This window comes from Streptomyces sp. LARHCF249, from assembly GCF_052871255.1.
In genome coordinates this window covers 556,778-580,836 of sequence record NZ_JBIXJQ010000002.1, presented here as the reverse complement: position 1 = coordinate 580,836, position 24,059 = coordinate 556,778, and the positions used below count along the sequence as shown (strand labels likewise).

General features: G+C 72.7%; 27 protein-coding genes. 12 read left to right on the top strand and 15 right to left on the bottom strand.

Annotation, left to right across the window (positions count from 1 at the left end):
• Positions 1 to 18 precede the first annotated feature (18 nt).
• Positions 19 to 1,707 carry a serine/threonine-protein kinase gene (locus tag ACIPUC_RS07515; protein WP_446587295.1) on the top strand — a complete coding sequence of 563 codons (1,689 nt, stop codon included), beginning with the start codon at positions 19 to 21 and terminating at the stop codon, positions 1,705 to 1,707.
• A gap of 7 nt (positions 1,708 to 1,714) precedes the next feature.
• Here ACIPUC_RS07515 and ACIPUC_RS07510 read toward each other — a convergent pair whose 3' ends face one another.
• The 4 genes from ACIPUC_RS07510 to ACIPUC_RS07495 are packed head-to-tail and all read right to left on the bottom strand — an operon-like array spanning position 1,715 to position 5,868.
• Positions 1,715 to 3,283, bottom strand: coding sequence for a serine/threonine-protein kinase (locus ACIPUC_RS07510; protein WP_446587293.1), 1,569 nt, complete (start codon positions 3,281 to 3,283; stop codon positions 1,715 to 1,717).
• Positions 3,280 to 4,797, bottom strand: coding sequence for a serine/threonine-protein kinase (locus ACIPUC_RS07505; RefSeq protein ID WP_446587291.1), 1,518 nt, complete (start codon positions 4,795 to 4,797; stop codon positions 3,280 to 3,282). Before ACIPUC_RS07505 ends, ACIPUC_RS07510 begins: the two co-directional genes overlap by 4 nt.
• Positions 4,794 to 5,060 carry a DUF397 domain-containing protein gene (locus ACIPUC_RS07500; protein ID WP_446587289.1) on the bottom strand — a complete coding sequence of 89 codons (267 nt, stop codon included), beginning with the start codon at positions 5,058 to 5,060 and terminating at the stop codon, positions 4,794 to 4,796. Before ACIPUC_RS07500 ends, ACIPUC_RS07505 begins: the two co-directional genes overlap by 4 nt.
• Complete coding sequence (locus tag ACIPUC_RS07495) at positions 5,020 to 5,868, bottom strand: helix-turn-helix domain-containing protein (RefSeq protein ID WP_446587287.1); 849 nt, start codon at positions 5,866 to 5,868, stop codon at positions 5,020 to 5,022. Before ACIPUC_RS07495 ends, ACIPUC_RS07500 begins: the two co-directional genes overlap by 41 nt.
• A gap of 84 nt (positions 5,869 to 5,952) precedes the next feature.
• Between ACIPUC_RS07495 and ACIPUC_RS07490 the strand changes: the two genes are divergently transcribed.
• From ACIPUC_RS07490 to ACIPUC_RS07465, 6 genes are all read left to right on the top strand, one after another.
• A complete protein-coding gene (locus ACIPUC_RS07490) occupies positions 5,953 to 6,387 on the top strand; it encodes an ATP-binding protein (RefSeq protein WP_446587285.1) in 435 nt (144 codons plus the stop codon).
• 83 nt (positions 6,388 to 6,470) lie between these two features.
• Entirely contained in the window at positions 6,471 to 6,728 is a 258-nt protein-coding gene (locus ACIPUC_RS07485; RefSeq protein ID WP_446587283.1) for a hypothetical protein, read from the top strand.
• Positions 6,729 to 6,748: 20 nt separating this feature from the next.
• On the top strand, positions 6,749 to 7,258 hold the full coding sequence (locus ACIPUC_RS07480; RefSeq protein ID WP_446587281.1) for a hypothetical protein: 510 nt from the start codon (positions 6,749 to 6,751) through the stop codon (positions 7,256 to 7,258).
• 19 nt (positions 7,259 to 7,277) lie between these two features.
• Entirely contained in the window at positions 7,278 to 7,427 is a 150-nt protein-coding gene (locus ACIPUC_RS07475; protein ID WP_446587279.1) for a hypothetical protein, read from the top strand.
• 87 nt (positions 7,428 to 7,514) lie between these two features.
• A complete protein-coding gene (locus ACIPUC_RS07470) occupies positions 7,515 to 8,165 on the top strand; it encodes a class I SAM-dependent methyltransferase (protein WP_446587277.1) in 651 nt (216 codons plus the stop codon).
• A gap of 88 nt (positions 8,166 to 8,253) precedes the next feature.
• Positions 8,254 to 9,201, top strand: a complete 948-nt coding sequence (locus ACIPUC_RS07465) for an N-acetylmuramoyl-L-alanine amidase (RefSeq protein ID WP_446587275.1) — start codon at positions 8,254 to 8,256, stop codon at positions 9,199 to 9,201.
• A 15-nt stretch (positions 9,202 to 9,216) separates the two neighbouring features.
• Here the strand turns inward: ACIPUC_RS07465 and ACIPUC_RS07460 are convergent, their stop codons facing one another.
• Positions 9,217 to 10,488 carry an RNA-guided endonuclease InsQ/TnpB family protein gene (locus ACIPUC_RS07460; RefSeq protein ID WP_446587664.1) on the bottom strand — a complete coding sequence of 424 codons (1,272 nt, stop codon included), beginning with the start codon at positions 10,486 to 10,488 and terminating at the stop codon, positions 9,217 to 9,219.
• 228 nt (positions 10,489 to 10,716) lie between these two features.
• On the opposite strand from ACIPUC_RS07460, the gene ACIPUC_RS07455 reads away from it, so the two are divergent.
• Entirely contained in the window at positions 10,717 to 11,535 is an 819-nt protein-coding gene (locus tag ACIPUC_RS07455) for a hypothetical protein (RefSeq protein WP_446587274.1), read from the top strand.
• A gap of 159 nt (positions 11,536 to 11,694) precedes the next feature.
• On the top strand, positions 11,695 to 12,708 hold the full coding sequence (locus ACIPUC_RS07450; RefSeq protein WP_446587272.1) for an LLM class F420-dependent oxidoreductase: 1,014 nt from the start codon (positions 11,695 to 11,697) through the stop codon (positions 12,706 to 12,708).
• Between the two features lie 7 nt (positions 12,709 to 12,715).
• On the opposite strand, the gene ACIPUC_RS07445 is transcribed toward ACIPUC_RS07450, so the two are convergent.
• From ACIPUC_RS07445 to ACIPUC_RS07430, 4 genes are all read right to left on the bottom strand, one after another.
• Entirely contained in the window at positions 12,716 to 12,943 is a 228-nt protein-coding gene (locus ACIPUC_RS07445) for a hypothetical protein (protein WP_446587662.1), read from the bottom strand.
• 17 nt (positions 12,944 to 12,960) lie between these two features.
• Positions 12,961 to 13,674, bottom strand: a complete 714-nt coding sequence (locus ACIPUC_RS07440; protein ID WP_446587270.1) for a TNT domain-containing protein — start codon at positions 13,672 to 13,674, stop codon at positions 12,961 to 12,963.
• Positions 13,675 to 14,029: 355 nt separating this feature from the next.
• Positions 14,030 to 14,425 (bottom strand): hypothetical protein, encoded by a 396-nt coding sequence (locus ACIPUC_RS07435; protein WP_446587269.1) that lies wholly within the window; start codon positions 14,423 to 14,425, stop codon positions 14,030 to 14,032.
• A 41-nt stretch (positions 14,426 to 14,466) separates the two neighbouring features.
• On the bottom strand, positions 14,467 to 14,970 hold the full coding sequence (locus tag ACIPUC_RS07430) for a hypothetical protein (RefSeq protein ID WP_446587660.1): 504 nt from the start codon (positions 14,968 to 14,970) through the stop codon (positions 14,467 to 14,469).
• A 253-nt stretch (positions 14,971 to 15,223) separates the two neighbouring features.
• Here ACIPUC_RS07430 and ACIPUC_RS07425 point away from each other — a divergent pair, with 253 nt between their 5' ends.
• A complete protein-coding gene (locus tag ACIPUC_RS07425; protein WP_446587267.1) occupies positions 15,224 to 15,526 on the top strand; it encodes a hypothetical protein in 303 nt (100 codons plus the stop codon).
• Here ACIPUC_RS07425 and ACIPUC_RS07420 read toward each other — a convergent pair.
• The 3 genes from ACIPUC_RS07420 to ACIPUC_RS07410 all read right to left on the bottom strand — a co-directional run bounded on the left by ACIPUC_RS07420 (position 15,523) and on the right by ACIPUC_RS07410 (position 18,762).
• The gene (locus tag ACIPUC_RS07420) at positions 15,523 to 16,620 is read right to left on the bottom strand and encodes a prenyltransferase (protein WP_446587265.1); all 1,098 of its coding nucleotides are present in this window, start codon (positions 16,618 to 16,620) and stop codon (positions 15,523 to 15,525) included. The two genes, ACIPUC_RS07425 and ACIPUC_RS07420, sit on opposite strands and share 4 nt — an antisense overlap.
• Positions 16,617 to 17,360 (bottom strand): class I SAM-dependent methyltransferase, encoded by a 744-nt coding sequence (locus tag ACIPUC_RS07415; RefSeq protein ID WP_446587263.1) that lies wholly within the window; start codon positions 17,358 to 17,360, stop codon positions 16,617 to 16,619. Before ACIPUC_RS07415 ends, ACIPUC_RS07420 begins: the two co-directional genes overlap by 4 nt.
• 85 nt (positions 17,361 to 17,445) lie before the next feature.
• Complete coding sequence (locus ACIPUC_RS07410) at positions 17,446 to 18,762, bottom strand: glycosyltransferase family 4 protein (protein WP_446587262.1); 1,317 nt, start codon at positions 18,760 to 18,762, stop codon at positions 17,446 to 17,448.
• Between the two features lie 226 nt (positions 18,763 to 18,988).
• On the opposite strand from ACIPUC_RS07410, the gene ACIPUC_RS07405 reads away from it, so the two are divergent.
• Positions 18,989 to 19,612, top strand: coding sequence for a TetR family transcriptional regulator (locus ACIPUC_RS07405; RefSeq protein ID WP_446587260.1), 624 nt, complete (start codon positions 18,989 to 18,991; stop codon positions 19,610 to 19,612).
• Positions 19,613 to 19,643: 31 nt separating this feature from the next.
• Here the strand turns inward: ACIPUC_RS07405 and ACIPUC_RS07400 are convergent, their stop codons facing one another.
• The 3 genes from ACIPUC_RS07400 to ACIPUC_RS07390 form a co-directional block, all read right to left on the bottom strand.
• A complete protein-coding gene (locus ACIPUC_RS07400) occupies positions 19,644 to 20,846 on the bottom strand; it encodes an acyltransferase family protein (RefSeq protein WP_446587258.1) in 1,203 nt (400 codons plus the stop codon).
• A 172-nt stretch (positions 20,847 to 21,018) separates the two neighbouring features.
• Positions 21,019 to 21,252, bottom strand: a complete 234-nt coding sequence (locus ACIPUC_RS07395) for a ferredoxin (RefSeq protein ID WP_446587256.1) — start codon at positions 21,250 to 21,252, stop codon at positions 21,019 to 21,021.
• On the bottom strand, positions 21,252 to 22,715 hold the full coding sequence (locus ACIPUC_RS07390) for an aldehyde dehydrogenase (protein WP_446587254.1): 1,464 nt from the start codon (positions 22,713 to 22,715) through the stop codon (positions 21,252 to 21,254). Before ACIPUC_RS07390 ends, ACIPUC_RS07395 begins: the two co-directional genes overlap by 1 nt.
• Positions 22,716 to 22,895: 180 nt before the next feature.
• Here ACIPUC_RS07390 and ACIPUC_RS07385 point away from each other — a divergent pair, with 180 nt between their 5' ends.
• Complete coding sequence (locus tag ACIPUC_RS07385; RefSeq protein WP_446587252.1) at positions 22,896 to 23,954, top strand: MBL fold metallo-hydrolase; 1,059 nt, start codon at positions 22,896 to 22,898, stop codon at positions 23,952 to 23,954.
• Positions 23,955 to 24,059 lie beyond the last annotated feature (105 nt).

The following is a 24,059-nucleotide window of genomic DNA, read 5'->3' as shown; positions in this document are numbered from 1 at the left end:
GTGGGAACGGAGCGTGCGGTGACGACGGGGGAAGCGAATGGCGGAGAGCTGACGGGCAGGGTCCTCGGAGGCCGCTACCGGGTGACCTCCATGATCGGGCGCGGCGGCATGGGCGTGGTCGCCCGGGCGGTGGACGAACTGCTGAACCGCGAGGTCGCCGTCAAGGTGCTGCGAGCCTTCAACGACGCCTCCGCGGCCGAACTGGCCGATCTGCGGACCCGGATGCAGCGGGAGGCACAGGCCGCCGCCCGCATACGGCACAGCGGCGTGGTCACCGTGCACGACGTGACCGAGGAGCAGGGCCTGCCGGTCATCGTCATGGAACTCGTCGAGGGGACCTCCCTCGACGGCCTGGTGATGGAGCGCGGCACTCTGGAGCCGCACGAGGCCGCGGCGATCGGCGCCAAGCTGATGGACGCACTCGACGCCGCACACCGGGCCGGCGTACTGCATCGGGACGTCAAGCCCGCGAACGTGCTGCTGGAGCACGGCGGGAGGGTCGTCCTCACCGACTTCGGCATCGCCACCATGGAAGGCTCCGGCGACGAGGCCGTGGCCAAGCTGACCCGCAGCGGTGACATCATCGGCTCCCTCGACTACCTGCCCCCGGAGCGCGCGCAGGGCAGGGAGCCCGGTCCCGCGTCGGACATCTGGTCGCTCGGCATGACGCTGTACGCGGCCGTGGAGGGCACTTCGCCGTTCCGCCGCAACTCCGCGTGGTCCACGCTGTCGGCCATCGTCACCGAGCCACTGCCGGAGCCCCGCCGGGCGGGACCCCTCGCACCGGTGCTCCGGGCGCTGATGGCGAAGGAGCCGGAGGACCGGCCCACCGCGGACCAGGCGCGCGACATGCTGGAGCGCGTCGCCTCGGGCCGGCCGGTGCACGGCACGTCCGCCGCCCCGGCTCCCGCTCCCGCTCCCGCTCCCACGGTTGATCCCGCGGCTGCGGCCGCCGTCGCACCGCCCCCCGGGTTCGGTCCCCCGCTGTTCTCCCAGCCCGGCCCGCAGCCCCAGCCCCAGCCTCCGCATCCCGGCTACCCCCATCCCCACATGCCGCCGGCAGCGGGCCCCGCCGGGGTCCCCTCTCCCGAAACGAGCCGCTCCACGGCCCGTCGCGCACGGCGCCGCAGCCGCACCCTCGTCGCATCGGCGGCCGCCGTCGCACTCCTCGCCGCAGGCGGCGGAATCACCTACGCCCTGACCGGCCAGGAGGGCGGCACGACCGCCGGGGGCGGGCAGGCGACGCCGCCCGCCGTCAGCTCGCCGACGGGCATCCCTCAGCCGGCCGGGGGCAGCACCCCGTCGTCCGCCGGTTCCGCCGGCGCGTCCCCGAAGACGGGTTCCACGCCGACGCCCGGCAGCTCCGCCGCCAAGCCGGCCGCGACGCCGCCCGCCTCGCCGACCAAGCCCGCCTCCCCGGTGAAGGAGCCCACCCCGGTATCGACGGCGTGCACCGGCTGGGCCCACGAGAACCGCAGCAACGGCTTCGGCTACCTCGTCGACAACTCCCACTTCTACACCGGCCCGTACGCGGAGTGCAGCTACGTGACCGTGGTCAAGACCGGCGTGAAGGTCTTTTACCACTGCTACATCACCAACGCCCACGGCAACAAGTGGGTCTACGCCCGTATCGAGGGCACGAACACCGAAGGCTGGATGTCCAGTACCCACCTCACCCGCGAGAGCGGCACCCTGGCCCGCTGCTAGGCCGTGCTCAGCGCGGTACGGCGGCCAGCGCGGCCCGGGCGATCTCCTTCGCCTCGGCCTCGCAGGTCGCGGCGGGATGCTCGGGGCCGCCCAGGCCCACCCGCACCTCCAGGTTCCCGTCGCGCACGTACAGCAGGCAGGTCTGCCTCTCCCCCGGGGCCACCCAGTGCGCCTCGTCCCCGGCGCCCAGACCGGCATCGGGCCACCCGCTGCCGAAGTCGGCCCGCTGGCGCCGCGTCGCGCTGCCGGGGCTGCGGCCGCTGCGCTCCAGGTACCAGGCGAGGGAGGCGTGCGGCGGGGGTTCCGGGGCGCCGCCGACCACGTCGTAGGCCGCCGTCCAGGCACAGGTCGTATACGCCTGGTCGACGCTCTCGCCGTGGCTGTCCTTCTCCGTGTTCCGTTCCGGCAGCGGGAGTTTCCCGGCCGTCTCCGCGCAGAGCGGCACGCTCGCGTACCGGTCCGGTTCGGCCGGCGGGCCCGGCGGCGGCTCCTCCTGCGTCGCGTAGAGCGCGTACGCCAGCCCGGCCCCGGCCGCCGCGAGGACCCCTGCGGCCACCAGCAGGCGCAGACGCGGGCGGCGGCTCCGAGGCAGGTGCGCCCGCCCCTCGGGGACGGCCCGCGGAGCGGTGGCCGTCGCCGCGTCCGGGTCCACCCGCCCAGCCGCCTCCCCGGGCCCCGGCCGGGGGCCGTGGAGCAGCCGGTCGATCTCCTCCTGCTGTACGGCGGCCAGCCGGCGCACGGCGGGCGGCCACGCCGCGCCCGTGCCGTCGGCCGCGCCCGTCAGCCCCAGCAGCTCGGCGGGGGTGGGACGGGCGGCCGGGTCCTTCGCCAGGCACCGGGCGACGACGCCGCGCAGGCCCGGCGGGAGGCCGCCGAGGTCGGGTTCGGTGTGCACCACGCTGTACAGGGTCAGCGGGACGGTCGCCGCCGCGAAGGGGCTGCGGCCCGTCGCGGACAGGACCAGCACCGACCCGAGGGAGAACACGTCGCTCGCCGGGGTCAGTTCACCGCCCTGCGCCTGCTCGGGCGACATGAACGCGGGCGAGCCGATCACCGTCCCGGCCCGCGTCAGCTCGGTGACCTCGCCGGGCTCGGCCACCCGCGCGATGCCGAAGTCGATCACCCGTACGCCGTCCTCGGCGAGCAGCACGTTGTCGGGCTTGAGGTCGCGGTGCACCAGCCCCGCCCGGTGGATCTCCGCCAGGGCCGTCGCCAGGCCCGCGGCCAGCCGCCGTAGGGCCTCCTCGGGCAGCGGCCCCGCGCTCTCCACCGCGGCCCCCAGCGAGGGCCCGGGCACGAACACCGAGGCCAGCCACGGCGCGGGCGCGTCCGCATCGGCCTCCAGCACGGCCGCCGTGTAGGCCCCGGACACCTTCCGCGAGGCGGCGACCTCGCGCCGGAACCGGACCCGGAAGCCGTCGTCCTCGGCGAACCGGGCGTGCACCAGCTTGACGGCGACGAGCCGCCCGTCCGGCGCGGCGCCGAGGAGCACGCGGCCCATGCCGCCCCGGCCGATCTCGGCGAGCAGCCGGTACGGTCCCGCCGCGGCCGGATCGGACGCTCCGAGCGCTCTCATCGTCCCCCCATGGCGTCCACGATCGACTCGGCCGCCTCCCGGACCACGGCCTCACAGCCGCCGGGCGGGTAGCGGGGACCCGTCACCGAGACGGAAGAGGTCATGTTGACGTCCCGTACGTGCAGCGTGCAGCTCGGGTCCTGGTCGTCGTCCGGCGGCCGCCACAGCCCCTCCTCCGCGAACCCGAGGCCGAGGTCGCGCCGGGTCCGGCCCGGCTGGTGGGAGACCTCGTGGTAGCGCTTGGCCTGCTCGGCGCCGGTGCCCTCGCCGGTCCCGGTCGAGAAGAACCGCCAATCGGCCCGGATCTCGTCCCCGGTCCGGGTGTTCCAGACGCAGGTGGTCGCGAGCGCGCCCGAGTTCCGCTCCGGGCCGTGCCCGCCCGTGGAGGCGAACGCGGACGGCACGCGCACCGTGACCTCCGAACAGCCCGGAGGCGTCCGGTAGGCGTCCCCCACCTGGGAGAGGGGGGTGGTGCCGGGCGTCGGCACGGGCTCCGGCACGAGGTCGCGGTAGGCCTGCACCACGTACGGCCGCCCGACGGTGAACCCCGTCGCGGCCACCGCCGCCACCAGTACGACGGCCAGCAGCGGCCGCAGCCACCGGCGCCGTGCGCGGTGCGGGGCCGGGGCCGGGGCCGTTGATCCCGCCACCAGCCGGGCGGTCTCGTCCCGCTGCCCGGCGAGGAGCTGCCGTACCGCCTCGGGCCAGGGCCGCGCCGCGGGCGGGACGGGCCCGATCAGGGCGAGCAGCTCCGACAGGGCCGGCCGGTCGGCCGGATCCTTGGCCAGGCAGGCCCCGACGACCGGCCGCAGCCCGGCCGGTACGCCGTCCAGGTCGGGCTCGCCGTGCGTGATCTCGTACAGCAGGCCGGGCACGGAACCGGAGGTGAAGGGCGGGTTCCCCGTACAGGCCGCGACGAGGGTGGCGCCGAGGGAGAACACGTCGCTCGCGGGCGTCAGTTCCCGCCCCAGCGCCTGCTCGGGCGACATGAACGCGGGCGAGCCGATCAGCGCGCCCGCGTGCGTGATCCGCGTCTGGTCCCCGGCCGCACGCACGATGCCGAAGTCGATGACGCGTACGCCGTCCTCCGCGAGCAGCACGTTGGAGGGCTTCAGGTCCCGGTGGATCAGGCCCGCCCGGTGTACGTCGGCCAGGGCGTGCGCGAGCCCGGCGGCCAGCCGGCGCACCGCCTCCTCGGGCAGCGGCCCGGCCTCGCCGAGCGAGGGCCCGGGCACGAAAAGCGAGGCGAGCCAGGGCGTCTCCGCGTCCGGGTCGGCGTCGACCACGGGCGCGGTGAACGCCCCCGACACCTGCCGCGAGGCCGCCACCTCACGCCGGAACCGGGCCCGGAACCCGTCGTCCTCGGCCAGGTCGGCATGCACCTGCTTGACCGCGACGAGCCGCCCGTCGGGCCCGACCCCGAGCAGCACCCGCCCCATCCCGCCCTGCCCGAGCAGCGCGACGCACCGGAACGGGCCTATGTGCGCGGGGTCGGCCGACCCCAGGCCCTTCATGCAGACAGGGACCCGACGAACGCCTCGAAGGCGGCGAGCCCGACGGTGAAGGCGGGGCCGTGGGGGTTCTTGGAGTCCCGCACGGCGACGCGGCAGGGCTGGGCGGCGACTTCTACGCAGTCGCCGCCGGTGTCACCGCTGTACGTGGACTTCTGCCAGGCGGCGCCGTTGAGGGGGGCGCACTCGACGCACTCTCCGCCGGTGTCTGAGCTGTACGAGGACTTACGCCACCGCGCGCCCGTCAAGTCCTGGATGGTGTCCATAGCGTTCCTCCATTACGCGGGCGATCCGTGCCGCCGATTTCTCCACAGAGAGAGCGGCAGCCTGCAAGTGATCGTAACGGAGCGAACCTTCCCTGAGAGCCTGCGGATTGGCCGTCATATGGCCCTGGACAAAGTCCTCCGTATAGACAAGGTCCGGGTCGTCGTCGAAGCGCAGGAGAGTGTACGAACCGGGCAATCCCGCATGAGCGCCCGCCTCGAAGGGCAGGATCTGCACCTGCACCCACTCCCGCCTCTGCAAGGCCAACAAATGGGCGAGTTGGTTCCGCATAACCTCGCGTCCACCGATCTCCTGGTGCAGGACGGCCTCGCTCAGTACGACCCACATCAGTGGCGGGTTCTTGCGGTCGAGGATGCGCTGCCGCTCCATCCGGGCGGCCACCTTGGTGTCGAGATCCCCTTCGGTCCGTACGCCCAGCACCGCACGCGCGTAGTCCTCGGTCTGCAGCAGCCCGTACACCAACTGCGCCTGGAAGGAGGAGAGGTAGGCCGCCTTGGCCTCCATCTCCGCGTACGCCTGGAACCACGCCGGCAGCTGGCTCCTCAGCACGAGCCCCACCAGCCGGGAGAACACCCCATCCGTCCCCAGCGCCGCGTCCACCCGTTCCGAGAAGTCCCGGGTCGGCACCTTCCTCGCCGTCTCGATCTGGCCGATCAGCGAGGCGGTACAGAAGATGCTGTCGCCCAGCTGGGCCTGCTTGAGCCCCGCATCCTCCCTCAGGCGGCGCAGCTCCGCGCCGTAGTAGTCCAGCGGCGAGGCGCTGGGGTCCAGATCACGGATGTTGACCATGAGGTGGTCACCCCCAAGTTCACACGGTGCGGCGTTCGTTTCAGGCCGTAGCCGAGCGTAACGACGACACCCCACCCTGGTGACATGAATCACGCAACTGACGCCCCTCCGGCGGAAATTGGCGGCAGCTACCGGATGGGTTTCACTGTCGGTGAGCACTCGGCCCGCCACATGCGCCGGATCCTGCGGGTCTTCCTGGACCGCTGGGGCATGGCCCGGCTGGCCGATGACGCCGAGCTGGCGCTGACCGAGCTGGTCGCCAACGTCGTACGGCACGTACCCGACCGCCGGTGCACCGTACTCATCCTCCGCCGGCCGGAAGGGCTGCGCGTCGAGGTGGCGGACGCGGACCCCCGCCCGGCGAGCCCCGTACGCGGCGGCGACGCCCTCGCCGAGGGAGGCAGGGGGCTGCTCCTCGTCGAGGCCGTCACGGACCGCTGGGGCACGCTGCCGCAGGCGCCCGGCAAGACGGTGTGGTTCGAGTGCGACGGTCAGAGGCAGGTGGACCGAATCGCGTAACCGGCGGCTCCAGTCGGGCGAAAAAGCCGCCCCGCCCGGCCTATCGCCCATAACCGGGCGACGCCGTCGGCGTTGGCGCCGTCATGGCCCACCTCACCTTTGCCCGCATCGCGTCGGGGGCAGCCCTGGCGATCGCCGTCGGGCTCGCCTCCGCTCCCGCCGCCCAGGCCGCTCCCCCCACCGGACGCCCGAGCGCCAGTCCCCTCAGCGTCGACAACCTGCTGTCGCTCCGCTTCCTCACTCCGACGGTCCGGGACGCGAAGCGCCAGATCACCGGCCTCGCTTCCGGCCTGTCACCGGCGCCGGCCAATGCCGTCGGCCTCGGCCAGCTCCTCAAGTAGACGACGAAAGGACGGCCCGAGTGAAGCTCACCAGGACGCTCGCCACCCTTTGCACGACTGCCGCTGCGGCGGTCATCCTCTCCGCCGGCGGAGCCGCCGCCGACGACGACCTGATCTCCGCTCTCAACAACCCGGCGGTCGGAGCGGCCTGCCTCCCGTCCGGGCAGGCGGGCGTCGGTAACACCGTCAACGGCACGCAAAACATCACCTGCGCCCAGAGCACCGACCAGACCATCACCAACCCGACACCCCCGGTGGACGGCGGTGTCACTGGGCATCAGATTGTGTACAGCGAGCTCCCCTCCTTCACGGAGCCGCATGGGACGGAAACGGCCACAGCCACGTGCCCGGCTGGTAAGACACTCACGGGCGGCGGCTTCACCAAGTCCGCGGAGCTCCAACCCACGTACAACGGTCCCGCCTCGCTTTCACCCAACGAAGGTACTTGGCGGGTGGACGTACAAAACCCTACGGACTCCTCCTCCCTGTCCTTCAGGGCGTTTGCGGTCTGCGTGGACTCCGCCGAATGAAGCGGGCGGGGGCGTCTACGTGAACATCGAGGCAGAGAGCGTCCGCGTCGTGCGGTCCGGCACGGTCCCCGGGGAGGACAACACCCGCTGGGACGGCGCGATCTTCAACGGCCACACCGCTCCGGTGGACCTCACGGTCCAGGCGATCTGCGCCGACGTCGACGGCTGACGCCGCGGCGAGACGGCCCCGGCATGGTGCCCTACCCGGCGGTAGGGCACCATGAGCCGCCAGAGACGCTCACCGCCGGAGGAACCCATGGCCGCCACCCCCAAGCCGGAGACCCTCGCCGCTTTCGAGGCGGCCAAGGGGTTCATGCCCGTACGGGAGGGCCTCGCCCTGTACGAGGCTGCCGCCGAGGCCGCCGCGCTCGGGCTGCCGCTGCTGGAGGTCGGGACGTACTGCGGGCGCTCGACGATCCTGCTGGCCGACGCCGCGCGCGAGGCCGGGGTCGCCGCGATCACCGTCGACCACCACCGCGGCAGCGAGGAGCAGCAGCCCGGCTGGGAGTACCACGACCCGACGGTCGTGGACCCGGAGATCGGGCTGATGGACACCCTGCCCACCTTCCGCCGCACCCTGCACAAGGCCGGGCTCGAGGACCACGTGATCGCGATCGTCGGCCGCTCCCCCCAGGTCGCCGCCACCTGGGGCGGCCCGCTCGGCTTCGTCTTCATCGACGGCGGCCACACCGACGAGCACGCCACCGGCGACTACGAGGGCTGGGCCCCGCACCTGGCCGAGGGCGGGACGCTCGTCATCCACGACGTGTTCCCGGACCCCGCCGACGGCGGCCAGGCCCCGTACCGGATCTACCTGCGCGCGCTGGCGTCCGGCGCCTTCGAGGAGGTCTCGGTGACCGACTCCCTGCGCGTCCTGCGCCGCACGGCGGCCGACGTCCGCCCCTAGGAAACACCGGCCCGGCATATAAGCACACCACGCCCCCGGATGGCCCACGGTCCGGATCCGGCCGGGGGCCTCGGTCTAGCATCGCGGCGTGCGCAACGACGACAGCCCCCCACGCCCCGAAGCCGCCGCGTCGGCCGGGCCGGACCACCGGCCCTGGTTCACGCGCCGCTCCACCCTCGTCATCGCGGCCGCCGCGCTGGCGCCGACCGCCCTGGCCGGCTGGGTCCTGACCCAGGTGCTGACCGGGGCCGGGCCGGACGGCCGCGACGCCAAACCGGCGGCCGCGACCGGAGCCGCCGCCCCGGCCGCCGCGGAAACCGCCGCGCCCTCCCCCGCCACACCCGCGGCGGCCCCCGCGAAGGGGCCGCTGTCCGGCCGGACCGTCGTCATCGACCCCGGCCACAACACCGGCAACTTCCGGCACACCGACGAGATCGACCAGCAGGTCGACATCGGCACGGGCCGCAAGGAGTGCGACACCACCGGCACGACCACCAATTCCGGCTACATGGAGGCCGAGTTCACCCTCGACGTCTCCCTGCGCCTGCGGACCGCCCTCGAGGCCCAGGGCGCCGCGGTGGTCCTCACCCACGAGGCGGACCGCCCCTGGGGCCCCTGCATCACCGAGCGCGCCCGCATCGGCAACGAGGCGAAGGCCGACGCCGTCGTCTCCGTCCACGCCGACGGCGTCTCCTCGGGCAGCCGCGGCTTCCACGTCATCCTCCCCGCCAAGGTCAAGGGCGGCGCAGCCGACACCTCGGCCATCGTGGAACCCTCCCGCCGCCTCGGCGAGCGCATCGCGGGCAACTTCGCCCGGACCACCGGCTCCTCCCCCGCCAACTACCTGGGCAGCGGAACCGGGTTGGTCGTCCGCGACGACCTCGGGGGACTGAACCTGTCGACCCAGCCCAAGGTGTTCATCGAATGCGGCAACATGCGTGACGCCAAGGACGCGGCGCAGCTGACGAGTCCGGACTGGCGCCAAAAGGCGGCCCAGGGCATCGCCGACGGCATCGTGACGTTTCTCGCTCCATGAACGGGGCGATTCCCCTCAGCCCGCACAGGCGGGCTTGGGGGCTTCACGCATCCGCCTCCGGCCGGAGGCCGGGACTCGCACCCTGGGGATGCTGCGCGTGCTGTTGATGTCCGAGCCACCCGTCCGGCGGGCTCGGGCCTCGATCTCCACCGAGGCATTGTGGTCGGCGTCATCTACGTGCCCGCAGCGGGTGCAGGCGAACAGCCGACCGCATCCCTTACGGGATTCAGGATCCACCAGGCCGCAAGCGGCGCAGGTCTGGGAAGTGTGGAACGGCGGCACGGCGACGAGTACGGACCCGTACATGCGGGTCTTGTACTCAAGCTGTCGCCGCCGTTCCCCGGGGGTGTTATCGAGGATCGACCGGTTAAGCCCGGCCTTCGCCCGGACGTTCCTCCCCGGCGACTCGGCGGTTCCCTTCGCGGACTTGCTCATGTTCCTCACGCGCAGGTCCTCAATACCGATCAGGCCGTGGTTTTTGGCGAGGTCGGTGGTGAGTTTGTGCGTGAAGTCCCTGCGCCGATTGACCCGCCGGGCGGTGAGCTTCGCGATCTGGGCAATCGTCGTGCGCAGGCGCCGGCTGTACTTACCGCCCTGGTGCTTCTTCGCGTAGGCGATCTGGCGGGCCTTGCGCTGCTCCAGCGCCTTGAGACGCTTCCTCTCGTTGGCGGTGAGCGTCGGCGCCATGAGACGGGGTGAGGTCTCGGTGGACACGAATGCCGAGGCGGCGACGCCGAAGTCCACCCCGCACGCGGGCTTCCCGTTCGGCGCGTCCGGTCGGCGGCCGGTGTGGACGCCGAAGGAGATGTTCCAGCCGCTGCCGTCCCGGGACACCGTGGCGTTACGGATCGTGCCGCCGATCGCGCGGGAGAGGCGGAACCGCAGCCAGCCGACCTTGGGCAGACGCACCTCGGCCCACTTGCGGTTCAGCTTGCGGACCTCGACCGCCTGCCCGGGAAACGGGACCGACAGACGGTGAGTGCGTTTCTTCCGCGCCGGAAACCGAGCCGAATGCCGGGGGTTCCAGAAGTTGGCGTAGCTCTGGTCCAGCTGACGCAGGATCTGCTGCCCCGTCTGCGCGGGCAGATCACCCATCCAGTCGAGATCCGTACGAGCCGCCGTCAGGAACCTGCACTGCTCGACCGACCTCAGTGTGTACCGGCGCTGCTCCCACAGATACACCCGCTGCTCAAGAGCCACATTCCACAGAGCACGCGCCGTATGACCCCACCTGGCCAGGACCTGGTCCTGCTCACAAGGGGGGTACGCACGGTACTTGCGCCCCACGTCCGCCTTCACGCCCCCACTGTGACCGTGGTTGCCGCCGACATGACCCGGATCCCGAAAGGTCCGATGCAGTGCGATCAGTTCCGGTATTCTCCCGGGGCTCCCCCGCCGCCCCCGATCCTTTCAGCCGCGGGACACTCCGTACCATGGTGCCGCCCGCCCCGCTCCAGGCACGATCTGCGATCGCGGCACCACGAGACGACCGAGACCGAGAAGGACACCTAAGACGTGAACATCCGCTCCCTCACTCGAGGCGACGGCGTGGTGATCGGAGCAGCGGTGCTGCTGTTCATCGCCTCGTTCCTCGATTTCTACTCCACCACCGGTGGCGACCTCCCGAGCGCGTGGGACACCGACTCCTACCGCCTGGTGCTCCCCAGCGTCTTCCTGATCGGCTTCATCGCCGCCGGCCTGCTGGTCGCCGGCCGCTTCCAGCCCGAGACCCGCAAGGTGCTGGGCCTGCCGCTGGCGGCGTGGGGCTCCGTGCTCGCCGTCTCGGCCGCCTGGGCCGCGCTGTGGGCGCTGATCACCTGCCCGAGCCAGGTCGACCTGGGCGGCGGCTCGATCCTCGCCTTCCTCGCCACCCTGGCCCTGGCCGGTGTCGCCCTGTTCGGCACGAAGGTCCCGGCGCTCGCCGGCGCCCTGATGCCGGAGCCGAAGCCCGCCGCCATCCCGCCGTACGGGGGCCAGCCCCAGCCGGGCGCCGGGTACGGCTACCCGGGCGGGCAGCAGCAGCAGCCGCCTTACGGTTCCACCCCGCAGCCGGTCCCGCCGTACGGCGGCACCCCCACGCCCGCCCCGACGCCGACGCCGGCTCCGCAGGAGGCCTCCCAGGCCCCCTCGGCCGACTTCACCCCGTTCTGGTTCGCCGTCCCGGTGGCCCGCCCCCTCTTCGCCGAGGACGGCTCCCCCACCCCGATCGCCGAACTCGCCCCGGGCACCTGGTACCTGGCGGTCGAGCAGCGCGGCGCGGCCACGCTGATCGCCCAGACCCAGGACGGCCGCCGCGGCGTCCTGAACGACACCTCGGGCATCCAGCGCGGCTGATCCCGTAACGCAGAACGAACGACAGGCCGGGCGGAGGAGACTCCGCCCGGCCTGTTTCCCGTTCGAGGAGTGCGAACCGGACCGGGCTTCCGGGAGAGGGCCGGGTGCCCTACAGTCACCTGACGCACCGTCAGACACGGCCTCGCGGAGGGACCCGGCATGCGCCTCGGACTCGCACTCGGCTACTGGGGCCGCGGCCCCCACGCGGACCACCTCGACCTCGCCACCGAGGCCGAGAACCTCGGCTACGACTCGGTGTGGACCGCCGAGGCCTGGGGCTCGGACGCCTTCACCCCGCTCACCTGGATCGCCGCGCACACCTCGCGGATCCGGCTCGGCACGGCCATCGCGCAGATGGCCGCCCGCTCCCCCACCGCCACCGCCATGCACGCCCTCACCCTGGACCACCTCTCCGGCGGCCGGATGATGCTGGGCCTGGGCCTGTCCGGCCCGCAGGTCGTCGAGGGCTGGTACGGGCGGCCCTTCCCCTCGAGCCCGCTCACCGCGACCCGCGAGTACGTCGACGTCATCCGGCAGGTGCTGCGCCGCGAGGGCCCGGTCGCCCTCGAAGGACGCTTCCACCAGCACCCGTACCGCGGGGAGGACGGCACCGGCATCGGCAAGGCGCTGAGGCCCATCACCCACCCGCTCCGCGCGGACCTGCCGGTCCTGCTGGGCGCCGAGGGTCCGAAGAACATCGCCCAGACCACCCGGATCGCGGACGGCTGGCTCCCCCTGTACTGGTCGCCGACCCGCACGGACGTGTACCAGGCCTCGCTGGCCGACCTTCCCGACGGGTTCGTGATCGCCCCGATGGCCCGGGCGAAGGTCTGCGACGACGTCGCCGAGGGGCTGCTCCCGGTCAAGGCGATGCTCGGCTTCTACATCGGCGGCATGGGCCACGCGGCCCGCAACTTCCACGCCGACCTGATGGCCCGGATGGGGTACGGGGAGGAGGCCCGCCGGATCCAGGAGCTGTTCCTCGCCGGCCGCAAGGAGGAGGCGGTCCTCGCCGTCCCGGACGCGTTCGCCGACGAGATCTCGCTGATCGGCCCGCGCGGGCGGATCGCGGAGCGCCTCGAACTGTGGCGCAAGGGCCCGGTCACCGACCTGCTCCTCACGGCCCCGGACCCGCACACCCTGCGTGTCCTCGCCGAACTCAACGGCCAGTAGCGGCCCTTCAGAGGCCGATCAAGGTACGGAAGTGCACGCAGGCCTGCGCCTCGGTGGCGTGCACGGCGACGGGCTCGTAGGCGCCCCGCTCGTAGACCCCCGTCTCCCACCCGTCACCGCCGGGCCTCGACCGGAGGTAGAGGAAGTCCGGCGGGGTGGGCGCCGGCTCGTGGACCCCCTCGATCCAGTAGTGGCCGTCGGGCACTCCGGCTGCGCGGAGCGCCCGGGCCAGCATCGCGCGGTCGGGCCGGGTCACGCGGGGACGCGCACCAAGTAGCCGTTGTCGATCAGCCACTTGACGTTGAGCCGCTGGCCCTCGCCCGGGTTCAGGAAGGCCGCGTCGAGCTTGATCTGGCGGCCGCCGCCGGGCTGCTCGAACCAGGGCGCGATCGACCCCTCCCACACGACGAACGACCGGGTCACCTCGTACAGGTGGTAGTCGCAGGGGAAGGCCGCGTCCCGGGTGTTCAGGTTCTGCGGGGGCAGGGCGCGCTTGGCGTACGGGTCGCCGGCCGGGGCGAGGTAGGAGCCGAACTCCGACCCGAAGCGGTCGAGCCGCTCGCCCTCCTCCAGCAGCTCGGGGGCCTTGTCGACCTGGCCGTTGACCTCGGCGAAGCCGTCGTTCGGCGGGTACTTCCAGCTGCCGGTGGCGGCCGGGCCCTCCCAGTACTTCTTGAGGAAGTCCTCGGAGGAGAGCGTGCCGGTGCGGTGGTAGCGGTGGACGAGCGGGCCGACGGGCTCCTGCCACCTCTTCGGCAGGAACTTCGGGCCGAGCCGCTTGTCGCCCTCGAACTCACCGGTGCAGGGAGCGGGAGGAGCGGCAGCCGCGGCGGCGCTCACCGCGCTCGCAGCGGCGGGGGCGGGTGGGGCCGCCGCCTGCGCGGAGGGGGCGGCCGCCAGTGCGGCGGTGACGCCCATCGCGGCGAGTACGGCACGGATCCTCAAGTCGGTGCGGCTGCGCTCCATGCGGCGGTCTCCTGTGTGATGGCGTGTCAGTGCACTGCACCGCACACAGTAAAGGATCAGCAGCGCAGAGTGACGGGGGTGGCGTGATCTCGCCCCTCGTCGGGCCGCTCGTCGGGCCGCTCGTCGGGCCGCTCGTCGGGCCGCTCGCCCAAAAGGCAGGCCCAGGGGCTGTGTTGTGACGATCGGAGGTGACAGCGGCCGGCGCCACCGCGGTCGCGCTCAACCTGACCGGTGCGGGTGCGACGGAGAACGGCCACGTCATCGCCTACGCGGACCCGGCCAACCGACACCACCGGGCCCGGCTTCCTCACGGTCTACGGGCACGGCGGCACGCGGCGACCGGGGCTCCCGGCGCTCAGGAGTCCTTGCCGGGGGCCTGCTCCATCGTGGCCAGCAGCTCGCGCAGGTCCAGCGGCATGACGGCGATCTCCATCGTCCCGCCGCCCTCATAGGCGCAGCTGACGATCCGCGAGCCGGGGTTGATGGACAGCCCCTCCTTCACGGAGGGCGCCCGCACCCCGGTGGCCCGGCCGCCGGGCAGGAGTACGGGCTCACCGCGCTGCGGGTCCCAGCGGGCCGCGCCCTGGCCGGCGTACACCCGGCCCGGCCTCCAGCGGCCCTCGCCGGCGGGGTGGCGGGCCATGCAGGGGATGCCGGGCACGGGCCCGGCGGCCGTCCGCGCGAGGTGCTTGCGCCGCAGCAGCCATCCGGCTCCCGCGGCGGCGAGGACGGCCACCACGATTTCGATCACGCGACCATTGAAACAGGCCGCCGGGCCGGGGCCGTGCTGCCCTATCCGCCCAGCTGGGAGACGCTCGGGACCTTGTCGGTGACCTCGGCGCCCGCGCTCTTGCCGGCTTCCTTGACGCCGTTGATGACGTTGTCGAACGAACTGATGTCGGCGTCGCCCGCCTCGCCCTTGCGGAGCTTGCTGCCCAGGCCCTTGAGGGATTCGATGCCGGCCGTCAGCGGGCCCATCGCCTTCGACAGCAGCGGGTCGCCCTTGGCGTTGTCGGCGGCCGCCTTGAGCCGGTTGTACGCGAAGGCGCCCGCGAGTCCGGCCTTGATGAGCGCGAACGTACGGCCCTTGGCGCCCTTCTTGAACTTGCCCGCCCGGTACGGCTTGATGATCCACTGGTACGTGGCCCCGGCCGCGAGCCCGGCGTTGGCGACGAAGCGGGTCTTGGCGAACTTCTGCTTCTCGGCGGTCGTGCTCGGCGAGGGCGTCGGGGCGGCTGCCTCATCGGCTTCGACGGCGGCCGGTTCGGCGGCCGCCAGGGCCGCCAGTTCCGCCATCGAAGCGGAGGAGACCTCCTCGCGCTGGCCCCTGTCACCGCCGCCGCCACTGCCGCAGGCCGTGGCGCCGGCCAGCAGCGCGGTGGACAGGACCACCGCCGTCAGGGCGCGGCGGAATCGAACGGTCGTGGATACGGACACGGTGTCCTCCGGGGAGTGGGGCGTCCCCCGCAGCCTCACCCCGGCTCCGCGACCGCACCACCGCAGGGACCCGTTCGGGTTTGCGGCGCACTCTGGCGGCAAGACGCGGGACATGCGCACACACGCCCGTGTCCACACCCGCGGCAGCCGTACGGCGGGCCGGGCCGTCGCCCTGGCGGCGGACCTGGCCGCCCTCGTGATCGCCGTGTGGATCCTGCTGTACCTGCTGGACGCCAACCGGGGCAACGAGGTGGTGGAGTTCTTCCACGACGCCGCCACCTGGCTGGCCGCCTGGTCGTACGACCTGTTCACCTTCGGCCGCGAGTGGGTCCAAGTGGTCGTCGGCTACGGCGTGGCGGCCGTGGTCTACCTCCTCGTCGGCCACGCCCTCGCCCGCGCGCTCCACCGCTTCTAGGGAGTCTCCCGCAGACCGCAGCAGTCGGGCTCCAGTCCGGCCGGGAGCGAGGTCCCGCCGAACACCTGGGTGGTGGCCTCGTCCCCGCCCAGCGCCGCGACGGCGAGCAGCAGCGACCCGGCGGTCCAGGTGGTCTGCTCGACGGGCCACACCGCCTTGTCCTGGAACACGTACCCCGTCCAGTACATGCCGTTGTCGGCGCGCAGGTGCGTGATCGAGCGCAGGATCTCCAGCGCCCGGTCCGACTCGCCCGTCGCCCACAGCGCGAGCGCCAGCTCGCAGGACTCGCCGCCGGTGACCCACGGGTTCGGCAGGACGCAGCGCACGCCCAGGTCGGCGACGACGAACTCGTCCCAGCGCTCCTCGATGCGCGCCCTGGCCTCGGCGCCGGTCAGGGCCCCGCCGAGGACCGGGTAGTACCAGTCCATCGAGTAGTGGTTCTTGTCGAGGAACCGCTCGGGGTGCCGGCGGATGGCGTGGCGCAGGGCGCCCGCCGCGAGTTCCCAGCCGGGCTGGGGCTCCTCGCGGTGCTCGGCGATGGCCAGCGCGCAGCGCAGGGCCTGGTGGATGGAGGAGGAGCCGGTCAGCAGGGCGTCGGTGACGGGCGTGCCGTCGGCCTCCCGCTTCCAGCCGATTTCGCCGCCGGGCTGCTGGAGGGCGAGCACGCACTCCACGGCCGCGCAGACGGCGGGCCACATCCGGTCCAGGAAGGCGTCGTCGCCGGTGGACAGGTAGTGGTGCCACACGCCGACGGCTATGTACGCGGTGAAGTTGCTCTCCCGGCTCGCGTCCTGCGGCTCGGCGGTGTCCACGCCGTCCGGCCGGTCGGCGTAGGCCGCGTACCAGGAGCCGTCCTGGTTCTGGTGCCGGGCCAGCCAGGCGTACGCCCGCTCGGCGGCCTCGTGTTCGCCGGCCGCGTCCAGGGCCATCGCGGCCTCGGTGTGGTCCCACGGGTCGAGGTGGTGGCCGCGGAACCACGGGATCGCTCCGTCGGCCCGCTGCGCGGCGAGGATCCCCGCCACGGTCTCGGCGGCCTGCTCGGCGGTCAGCACCCCGTCCAGGACGAGGTGTTCGGTGCGCCCGGGCGAGCTCACTTCGCGTCGCCGTCGGCGAGGACCGGAAGGTGCGGCTTGGTCGCGTACGCCACGAAGCTCTTGCCGATGACCGGGTTGAGGGCCTGCTCCGCGAGGCGGGTGAGCGCGGGCTTCTTCATGATGTCCCAGACCAGGAGCTTGTGGTACGCCTTGACGGGCAGCGCCTTGTCGTTGTCGACGCCGAAGGCGCACTTGAGCCACCAGTACGGGGAGTGCAGGCCGTGCGCGTGGTGGGTGCCGTACGGCTTGAGGCCCGCGGCCTCCATCTTGCCGAGCAGTTCGTCCGCCTTGTAGATGCGGATGTGGCCGCCCTCGACCTCGTGGTAGGCGTCGGAGAGGGCCCAGCAGATCTTCTCGGGGCCGTAGCGCGGCACGGTGATGGCGATGCGGCCGCCGGGCTTGAGGACGCGGACCATCTCGGCGAGCACGCCCTTGTCGTCGGGAATGTGCTCCATCACCTCGGAGATGATGACGACGTCGAAGGACTCGTCGGGGAAGGGCAGCGCGAGCGCGTCGCCCTCCATGGCGGTGGCGGTGGCGCCGGCCGGGGCCTCGCCGGCCTCCTTCATCGCGGCGAACCACTTGGCGACCTCGCGGATCTCCTCGCCGTTGCGGTCGACGGCGACCACCTGGGCGCCTCGCCGGTAGCACTCGAAGGCGTGCCGGCCTGCGCCGCAGCCCAGGTCGAGTACGCGGTCGCCTGCGGCGAGCGGGAACCGGGAGAAATCGACGGTCAGCACGGGGTCCTGCCTTCGCGGTCGCGGGGGTGGTGAGGAGGAAGGGGAGGAAGCGGGAGAAAGGGGTGAAGCGGAGTCCGGTGGTGCGTCACCGCGGGCGGCGGGTACGGGCGGCTGCCTGCGCGATGGCGGTGCGGTAGTGCGCGGCGGTGCCCTCGGCGGCCTTGGCCCAGGTGAAGCGGGCCAGGACCCGTTCGCGTCCGGCGGCGCCGAGGCGGGCGCGCAGCTGGGGGTCGCCCAGCATCCGGCCGAGGGCGGCGGCCAGGGCTCCGGCGTCACCGGGGGGCACGGCGAGGCAGGTCTCGCCGTCGGGGCCGGCGACCTCGGGGATCGCACCGCCGGTGGTGGCGACGAGGGGGGTGCCGGTGGCCATGGCCTCGGCCGCGGGGAGCGAGAAGCCCTCGTAGAGGGAGGGCACGCAGGCGACCTGGGCGCTGCGGACGAGGTCGACGAGCTCGGCGTCGGTGACGCCCTTGACGAAGCGGACGGCGTGCTCGAGCCCGTACGTCTCGATGGCGCGGGCGACCGGCCCCTGCTCGGCGCGCTTGCCGACGACGACGAGGTGGGCGTCGGGCTGCTCGGTACGCAGCTTCGCGAGCGCCTCGACGAGGTGGACGAGGCCCTTGAGCGGCACGTCGGCGCTGGAGGTGGTGACGATGCGGCCGGGTACCTCGGCCACGGAGGCGTCCGGCGACCACAGGTCGGTGTCGGCCCCGATGTGCACGACGTGGATGCGCTCGTCCTGCACGCCCAGGTGCTGGGCGATCTCCTGCTTGGAGGATCCGGAGACGGTGAGGACGGAGGGCAGCCGGCGGGCGACGCGGCCCTGCATGCGGGTGAAGGCGTACCAGCGGCGTACGGAGGCCCGCTTCTTGCGGTCCTTCGCGGCGTCGAGGTCGAGCTGCCGGTCCACGGTGATGGGGTGGTGGATGGTGGTGACCAGCGGCGCGCCGAGGTCGCCCAGGAGCCCGTAGCCCAGGGTCTGGTTGTCGTGGACGACGTCGAACTCGCCGGCGCGGGCGGCGAGGTGGCGCCGGGCCCGCAGGGAGAAGGTCAGCGGCTCGGGGAAGCCGCCGGTCCACATGGTCGCCACCTCGAGGGCGTCGATCCAGTCCCGGTACTCGTCCCGCTTGGGGGTCCGGAAGGGGTCGGGCTGCCGGTAGAGGTCCAGGCTCGGGAGTTCGGTGAGGGTGGCGCCCGTGTCGAGCACCGGGTAGGGCTGCGCGCCGATGACCTCGACGGAGTGTCCCAGGCGTACGAGCTCGCGCGAGAGGTGGCGGACGTAGACGCCCTGGCCGCCGCAGAACGGGTTCCCCTTATAGGTGAGGAGTGCGATGCGCAACGGGCGGTCGCCGTCGGTGGCGGAACCCGCGAAAGGGCTCGTCACCATGGCCTCAGCGGTCACTCTCGGCCCCCTTCTCCCTGCAACTTTCGCCGGAGCGTAACCGCTCGGATAATGTAGAACAAGTTTCAGACTTGATCCGTTGAAGACCATTGAATCTACCGGCCGGAAACTACACCGTAAGAGGCGGAGCAGGTGATTCGCGCCACGGCTGCGGCGCCTGCCATGCTGACTCCCGATCAGCCCGGAATCAGCTCGCGCAACGACACGGAACGGGACAACGGGACACATGACAGCGGAAGTGAAGGCCGTCACCACACCGGCGTCGCCTCCCCTGACGGAGCGCCAGGAGGCGCGCCGCCGCCGGATCCTGCACGCCAGCGCCCAGCTGGCCAGCCGGGGCGGCTTCGACGCGGTCCAGATGCGCGAGGTCGCGGAGGCGGCCGGCGTGGCGCTGGGCACCCTCTACCGCTACTTCCCGTCCAAGGTGCACCTGCTGGTCGCCACCATGCAGGACCAGCTCCAGCACATGCACACCACGCTGCGCAAGCGCCCGCCGGCCGGCGACGATCCGGCGGCGCGGGTCGCGGAGACCCTGATGCGGGCCTTCCGCGCCCTCCAGCGCGAACCGCACCTCGCGGACGCCATGGTCAGGGCCCTCACCTTCGCGGACCGCAGCGTGAGCCCCGAGGTGGACACGGTGTCCCGGCTGACCACGGCGATCATCCTGGACGCGATGGGCCTGGACGCCCCGCCGACGGCCGAGCAGCTCTCGGCGGTCCGCGTCATCGAGCACACGTGGCACTCAGCCCTGATCACCTGGCTCTCGGGCCGCGCCTCGATCGCCCAAGTCAAGATCGACATCGAAACGGTCTGCCGCCTGATCACCCTGACGGCCCCGGAAAAGGCCTGAACCCGCCCGTGCGGGCGGGTCCGTCGGACGCCTATGCGGCGGGCTTCGGCGGCCGCCCGGCCTGCGGGGCCATCAGGCGGCGCAGCAGCCGGGTGAGCGGCCGCTCCACCACGCGGTGCAGCAGCCAGGCGATCAGCACCATCGCCGCGGTCACCCCGAGCAGGGTCGGCCAGGCGCCCCACTGCTCGTTCCACCGCCAGATCACCCGCACGCCCAGCGACTGGTGCACGAGGTACAGCGGGTACGAGATCGCGCCCGCGACCGGAAGCCAGCGCCACTGGATCCAGTCCAGCTTCCCGAGCGCGATCAGGCCCATCAGCAGGTACATGACGGTGATCGCGGTCAGGCAGACCTTCCAGTTGATGCCGTGCCCCTCGGCCCTCATGATCGCGGGAAGGTGGTGCTGCATCAGCAGCCAGGACAGCGCCAGGATGCCCAGGGTCTCGCCCTCGATCCGGCCCGCCCGGCGGACCAGGTAGAAGGCGATCCCGGCGATGAAGAAGGGCGCCCACGCGGGCAGCAGGAGCTGGTCCAGCAGCGGAATGCCCGACTTCGGCGCCAGGACCGAGCCCAGGGCCCAGACCCAGCAGAAGGTCGCGATCCGGCGGTAGCTCGTGCCCAGCAGCACGACCAGCGAGAAGAGCAGGTAGAAGCGCAGCTCGGCCCAGAGCGTCCAGTAGACGTTGTCCACGTGGTACACGCCGAGGGGTTCGTGCAGCATCGTCAGGTTGGTCAGCATCTGGCCGAACGTGACCCTCTGCTCGCCCGGAGTCCGCGGGCCCAGGCGGGCGGCCGCCGAGGCGAGCACGACCGCCGCCCAGTAGAGCGGGAACAGTCGCAGGATCCGGCCCCGCCAGAACTGCTGGAGCGACTTGCCCCAGGCGGACATGCAGATGACGAACCCGCTGATCATGAAGAAGAAGACCACGCCCAGCCAGCCGAACCCGGCGACCCGGTGCAGCGTGGGAAAGAGCTCGACCGCCGTCCGCTGCCAGGGGATCGTCCCCGTGCCGGCCAGGTAGTGGAACAGGACCACCGACACGGCCGCGAGCAACCGCAGACCGTCCAGCACCGCGATCCGCGGCGCCCGCACGGCCCCCTTCGCACCGGCAGTCCGCCCGGACCCGCCGACCCTCAGCAGCGCCTTACGGCGACGGGCAGCGTCGGGGGCTGCCTGCGGCGCCTCGGCGGGCGCCGGGACACGGTCCCCGGCGAGGACGAGCCTGTCGGACATGACACCTCTGGCATTCCTGGGGTGTCCGCGACACCGGCATGTATAGGGGGCATAAAGCCCCGCGATCGTACCGGTGCCGCATGCACGTACAGGACCCGCCCCCGCGCCCGCCGGGCCGCGGGACGGAGCCGGGCCCCGCTGCGGGGCCCGGATCCGTCCCGTGGAGCCGGGGCTACTCCTCCGGCGGGAAGACCGGTTCGCCCGTTGCGGCCAGGGTGATCAGGATGGCTTCGACCGGGCAGCCCTCCGCCGCCGTCAGGATCGGCTCGTTCGCGTCCGACTCCGGGGTGCGGGGGTGGGACTGGCGGGCCGCGTCGAGGACGAAGCCGTCCGGCGCGTGGTTGACGCACATGCCCGAGCCGATGCAGACGCCCCGGTCCACCTCGACCTGCCAGCGGTCGCCCATCAGGCGCCCGCCTCGTAGCCCGCCGGCAGGTGGATCATCTTGTGCTCCAGGTACTCGCTCAGGCCCTCCGGGCCGAACTCGCGGCCCAGGCCGCTGTTCTTGTAGCCGCCGAACGGGCCCAGCATGTCGAGGCTGAAGGTGTTCACGTTGAAGGTGCCGGTGCGGATCTGCCGGGCGAAGTCGATGCCGTGGTCCACGTCGGCCGTCCAGACGCTGCCGCTCAGGCCGAACTCCGAGTCGTTGGCCACCCGTACCGCCTCCGTCTCGTCCCCGTACGGGATCAGGCAGACGACCGGGCCGAAGATCTCCTCGCGGGCGATCCGCATGGAGTTGTCGACGTCTCCGAAGAGGGTGGGCTCCACGTACCAGCCGCGGTCCAGGCCCGCCGGACGGCTGCCGCCCGACAGGATCTTCGCGCCCTCCTCCTGGCCGATCCGGATGTAGTCCAGGGACCGCTGCTGCTGGCGCTGGGCGACGAGGGGGCCGAGCTGCGTCGCCGGGTCCAGCGGGTCGCCGACGACCAGCGCGCCGGCCGCCGCCGCGAGGGCCTCGGCCGCCTCCTCGTACCGGCTGCGCGGGACGAGGATCCGGGTCTGGGCCACGCAGGCCTGGCCGTTGTTCATCCAGGCCGCGGGGACGATCCCGGCCACCGTGGTCTCCAGGTCGGCGTCCGGCAGGATCACGGCGGCCGACTTGCCGCCGAGTTCGAGGGTGACCCGGGTGAGGTTGCGCGCGGCGACCTCCATCACCCGCCTGCCCGCGCCGACCGAGCCGGTGAAGGCGACCTTGTCGATGCCGGGGTGGCCGACCAGGTACTCGCTGACCTCCCGGTCGGCGGGCAGGATCGACAGCACGCCCTCCGGCACCCCGGCCTCGCGCGCGATGTCGGCGAGGATGTAGGAGTCGAGGGGGGCCTCCGGGGAGGGCTTCAGGATGACGGTGGAGCCGCTGAGCAGCGCGGGGGCGAGCTTGGCCGCCGCCACGAACTGCGGCACGTTCCACGGGATGACGGCCGCGACGACCCCGACCGGCTCGCGGCGCACCAGGATCGGGCCGAGGACGCCCTGGCGGTGCTCCTCGTACGGGTAGGCGCGGGCGACGGTGATCGCGGCGTCGTAGACCATCATCGGGCCGAGCGCCTGGGCCAGGACGCTCCAGGAGTACGGGGATCCGTTCTGGGAGCTGATCGAGCGGGCGATCTCCTCGTGCCGGACGGCTATGGCGTCCTTGATCCGGGTGACGACGGCGATGCGCTCCTCGAGCGTCATCCGCGGCCAGGGCCCCTCGTCGAAGGCCCGGCGGGCGGCGGCCACCGCGCGGTCCACGTCCCCCCGGGAGGCGTGCGGGACGGAGCCGATGACCTGCTCGGTGTGGGGGGAGACGATCCGGATCGTGTCGGTGCCCAGCGGATCCGTCCACTCCCCGCCGATGAACAGTTGTCCGTGTTCCACGAGCTCGGTCATGGCTGAGGCCTCCTGCGGCTTGGCGTTGCAGAACTGATACCAGTTCTAGTTAGAGGAGTCCACGGCCAGGACGGAACAACGGAGAAGATCCAACGCCTAGTCAGAAACCCGTAAAGATGGTCGACTTGGGCTACTACTGGAACACGTTCTCATCAGAGGGCGGCGACAGGGGGAGGGCTCATGCCGCAGGACACGCCACAGGTCACCGATCACGGCGGAGGGGTGTGGGGGATCAAGGTGCCCATCCCCGACAACCCGCTCGGCCACACCCTCGTCCACGTCCTCGACACCGACCGCGGCCCGGTCCTCGTCGACACCGGCTGGGACGACCCCGCCTCCTGGGACACCCTCGTCGCCGGCCTCGCCGCGCTCGGCATCGCCGTCGCCGACGTCCACGGCGTCGTCATCACCCACCACCACCCCGACCACCACGGCCTGTCCGGCCGGGTGCGCGCGGCCTCCGGCGCCTGGATCGCCATGCACGCCGCCGATACCGAGGTCGTCGTACAGACCCGGGCCGCCGAGCCCGGGGTCTGGTTCGACTACATGAGCGAGAAGCTCGCGGCCGCCGGAGCCCCCGAGGAGCACATCGCCCCGCTGCGCGCCGCCCGGGCGGGCGGCCGCCTGCGCACGCTGCCCGGCCTGCGCGCCGCCGTCCCCGACCGGGAGATCGTCCCTGCCGAGCTGCTCCCCCTCGCCGGACGCCGGCTGCGTGCGATCTGGACCCCCGGCCACACCCCCGGCCACGTCTGCCTGCACTTGGAAGAAGCCCATCCGGCGAACCTGCCCGGCAACGGCCGCCTCTTCTCCGGCGACCACCTGCTGCCCGGGATCTCCCCGCACATCGGCCTGTACGAGGCCCCGGACGAGAACGGCGTCACCCGCGCCACCGACCCCCTCGGCGACTACCTCGACTCCCTCGAACGCATCGGGCGCCTCGGACCGGCCGAGGTGCTCCCGGCCCACCAGCACGCCTTCACCGACGCCCCCGGCCGCGTACGGGAACTCCTCGAGCACCACGAGGAACGGCTGACCGGCCTGTGGACGCTGCTCGCCGAGCCGCTGACCCCGTGGGCACTGGCGGAGCGCATGGAATGGAACCGGCCCTGGGAGCAGATCCCGTACGGCTCCCGCAACATCGCCGTCTCCGAAGCCGAGGCCCACCTGCGGCGGTTGGTGAAACAGGGCCGCGCGGAGCCGGTCCCGGGCAGCGACCCGGTGACCTACCGGGCGCTGTAGGGCACCTGCCGGGCGCTGCCGGGCCGCGCCGGTGTCCGGGGCCCGCACCCTACGGGCCGGTAGAGTGAACGCGTCGTCCACACTTCCGTACGGGGGAAAGCCGGT

Excerpts from the sequence above, each read along its gene's own strand:
- ACIPUC_RS07510 (WP_446587293.1), bottom strand. The coding sequence starts at position 3,283 with ATGAGAGCGCTCGGAGCGTCCGATCCGGCCGCGGCGGGACCGTACCGG.
- ACIPUC_RS07505 (WP_446587291.1), bottom strand. The coding sequence starts at position 4,797 with ATGAAGGGCCTGGGGTCGGCCGACCCCGCGCACATAGGCCCGTTCCGG.
- ACIPUC_RS07500 (WP_446587289.1), bottom strand. The coding sequence starts at position 5,060 with ATGGACACCATCCAGGACTTGACGGGCGCGCGGTGGCGTAAGTCCTCG.
- ACIPUC_RS07495 (WP_446587287.1), bottom strand. The coding sequence starts at position 5,868 with ATGGTCAACATCCGTGATCTGGACCCCAGCGCCTCGCCGCTGGACTAC.
- ACIPUC_RS07490 (WP_446587285.1), top strand. The coding sequence starts at position 5,953 with ATGAATCACGCAACTGACGCCCCTCCGGCGGAAATTGGCGGCAGCTAC.
- ACIPUC_RS07485 (WP_446587283.1), top strand. The coding sequence starts at position 6,471 with ATGGCCCACCTCACCTTTGCCCGCATCGCGTCGGGGGCAGCCCTGGCG.
- ACIPUC_RS07470 (WP_446587277.1), top strand. The coding sequence starts at position 7,515 with ATGGCCGCCACCCCCAAGCCGGAGACCCTCGCCGCTTTCGAGGCGGCC.
- ACIPUC_RS07450 (WP_446587272.1), top strand. The coding sequence starts at position 11,695 with ATGCGCCTCGGACTCGCACTCGGCTACTGGGGCCGCGGCCCCCACGCG.
- ACIPUC_RS07445 (WP_446587662.1), bottom strand. The coding sequence starts at position 12,943 with ATGCTGGCCCGGGCGCTCCGCGCAGCCGGAGTGCCCGACGGCCACTAC.
- ACIPUC_RS07440 (WP_446587270.1), bottom strand. The coding sequence starts at position 13,674 with ATGGAGCGCAGCCGCACCGACTTGAGGATCCGTGCCGTACTCGCCGCG.
- ACIPUC_RS07430 (WP_446587660.1), bottom strand. The coding sequence starts at position 14,970 with ATGGCGGAACTGGCGGCCCTGGCGGCCGCCGAACCGGCCGCCGTCGAA.
- ACIPUC_RS07425 (WP_446587267.1), top strand. The coding sequence starts at position 15,224 with ATGCGCACACACGCCCGTGTCCACACCCGCGGCAGCCGTACGGCGGGC.
- ACIPUC_RS07405 (WP_446587260.1), top strand. The coding sequence starts at position 18,989 with ATGACAGCGGAAGTGAAGGCCGTCACCACACCGGCGTCGCCTCCCCTG.
- ACIPUC_RS07400 (WP_446587258.1), bottom strand. The coding sequence starts at position 20,846 with ATGTCCGACAGGCTCGTCCTCGCCGGGGACCGTGTCCCGGCGCCCGCC.
- ACIPUC_RS07395 (WP_446587256.1), bottom strand. The coding sequence starts at position 21,252 with ATGGGCGACCGCTGGCAGGTCGAGGTGGACCGGGGCGTCTGCATCGGC.
- ACIPUC_RS07390 (WP_446587254.1), bottom strand. The coding sequence starts at position 22,715 with ATGACCGAGCTCGTGGAACACGGACAACTGTTCATCGGCGGGGAGTGG.
- ACIPUC_RS07385 (WP_446587252.1), top strand. The coding sequence starts at position 22,896 with ATGCCGCAGGACACGCCACAGGTCACCGATCACGGCGGAGGGGTGTGG.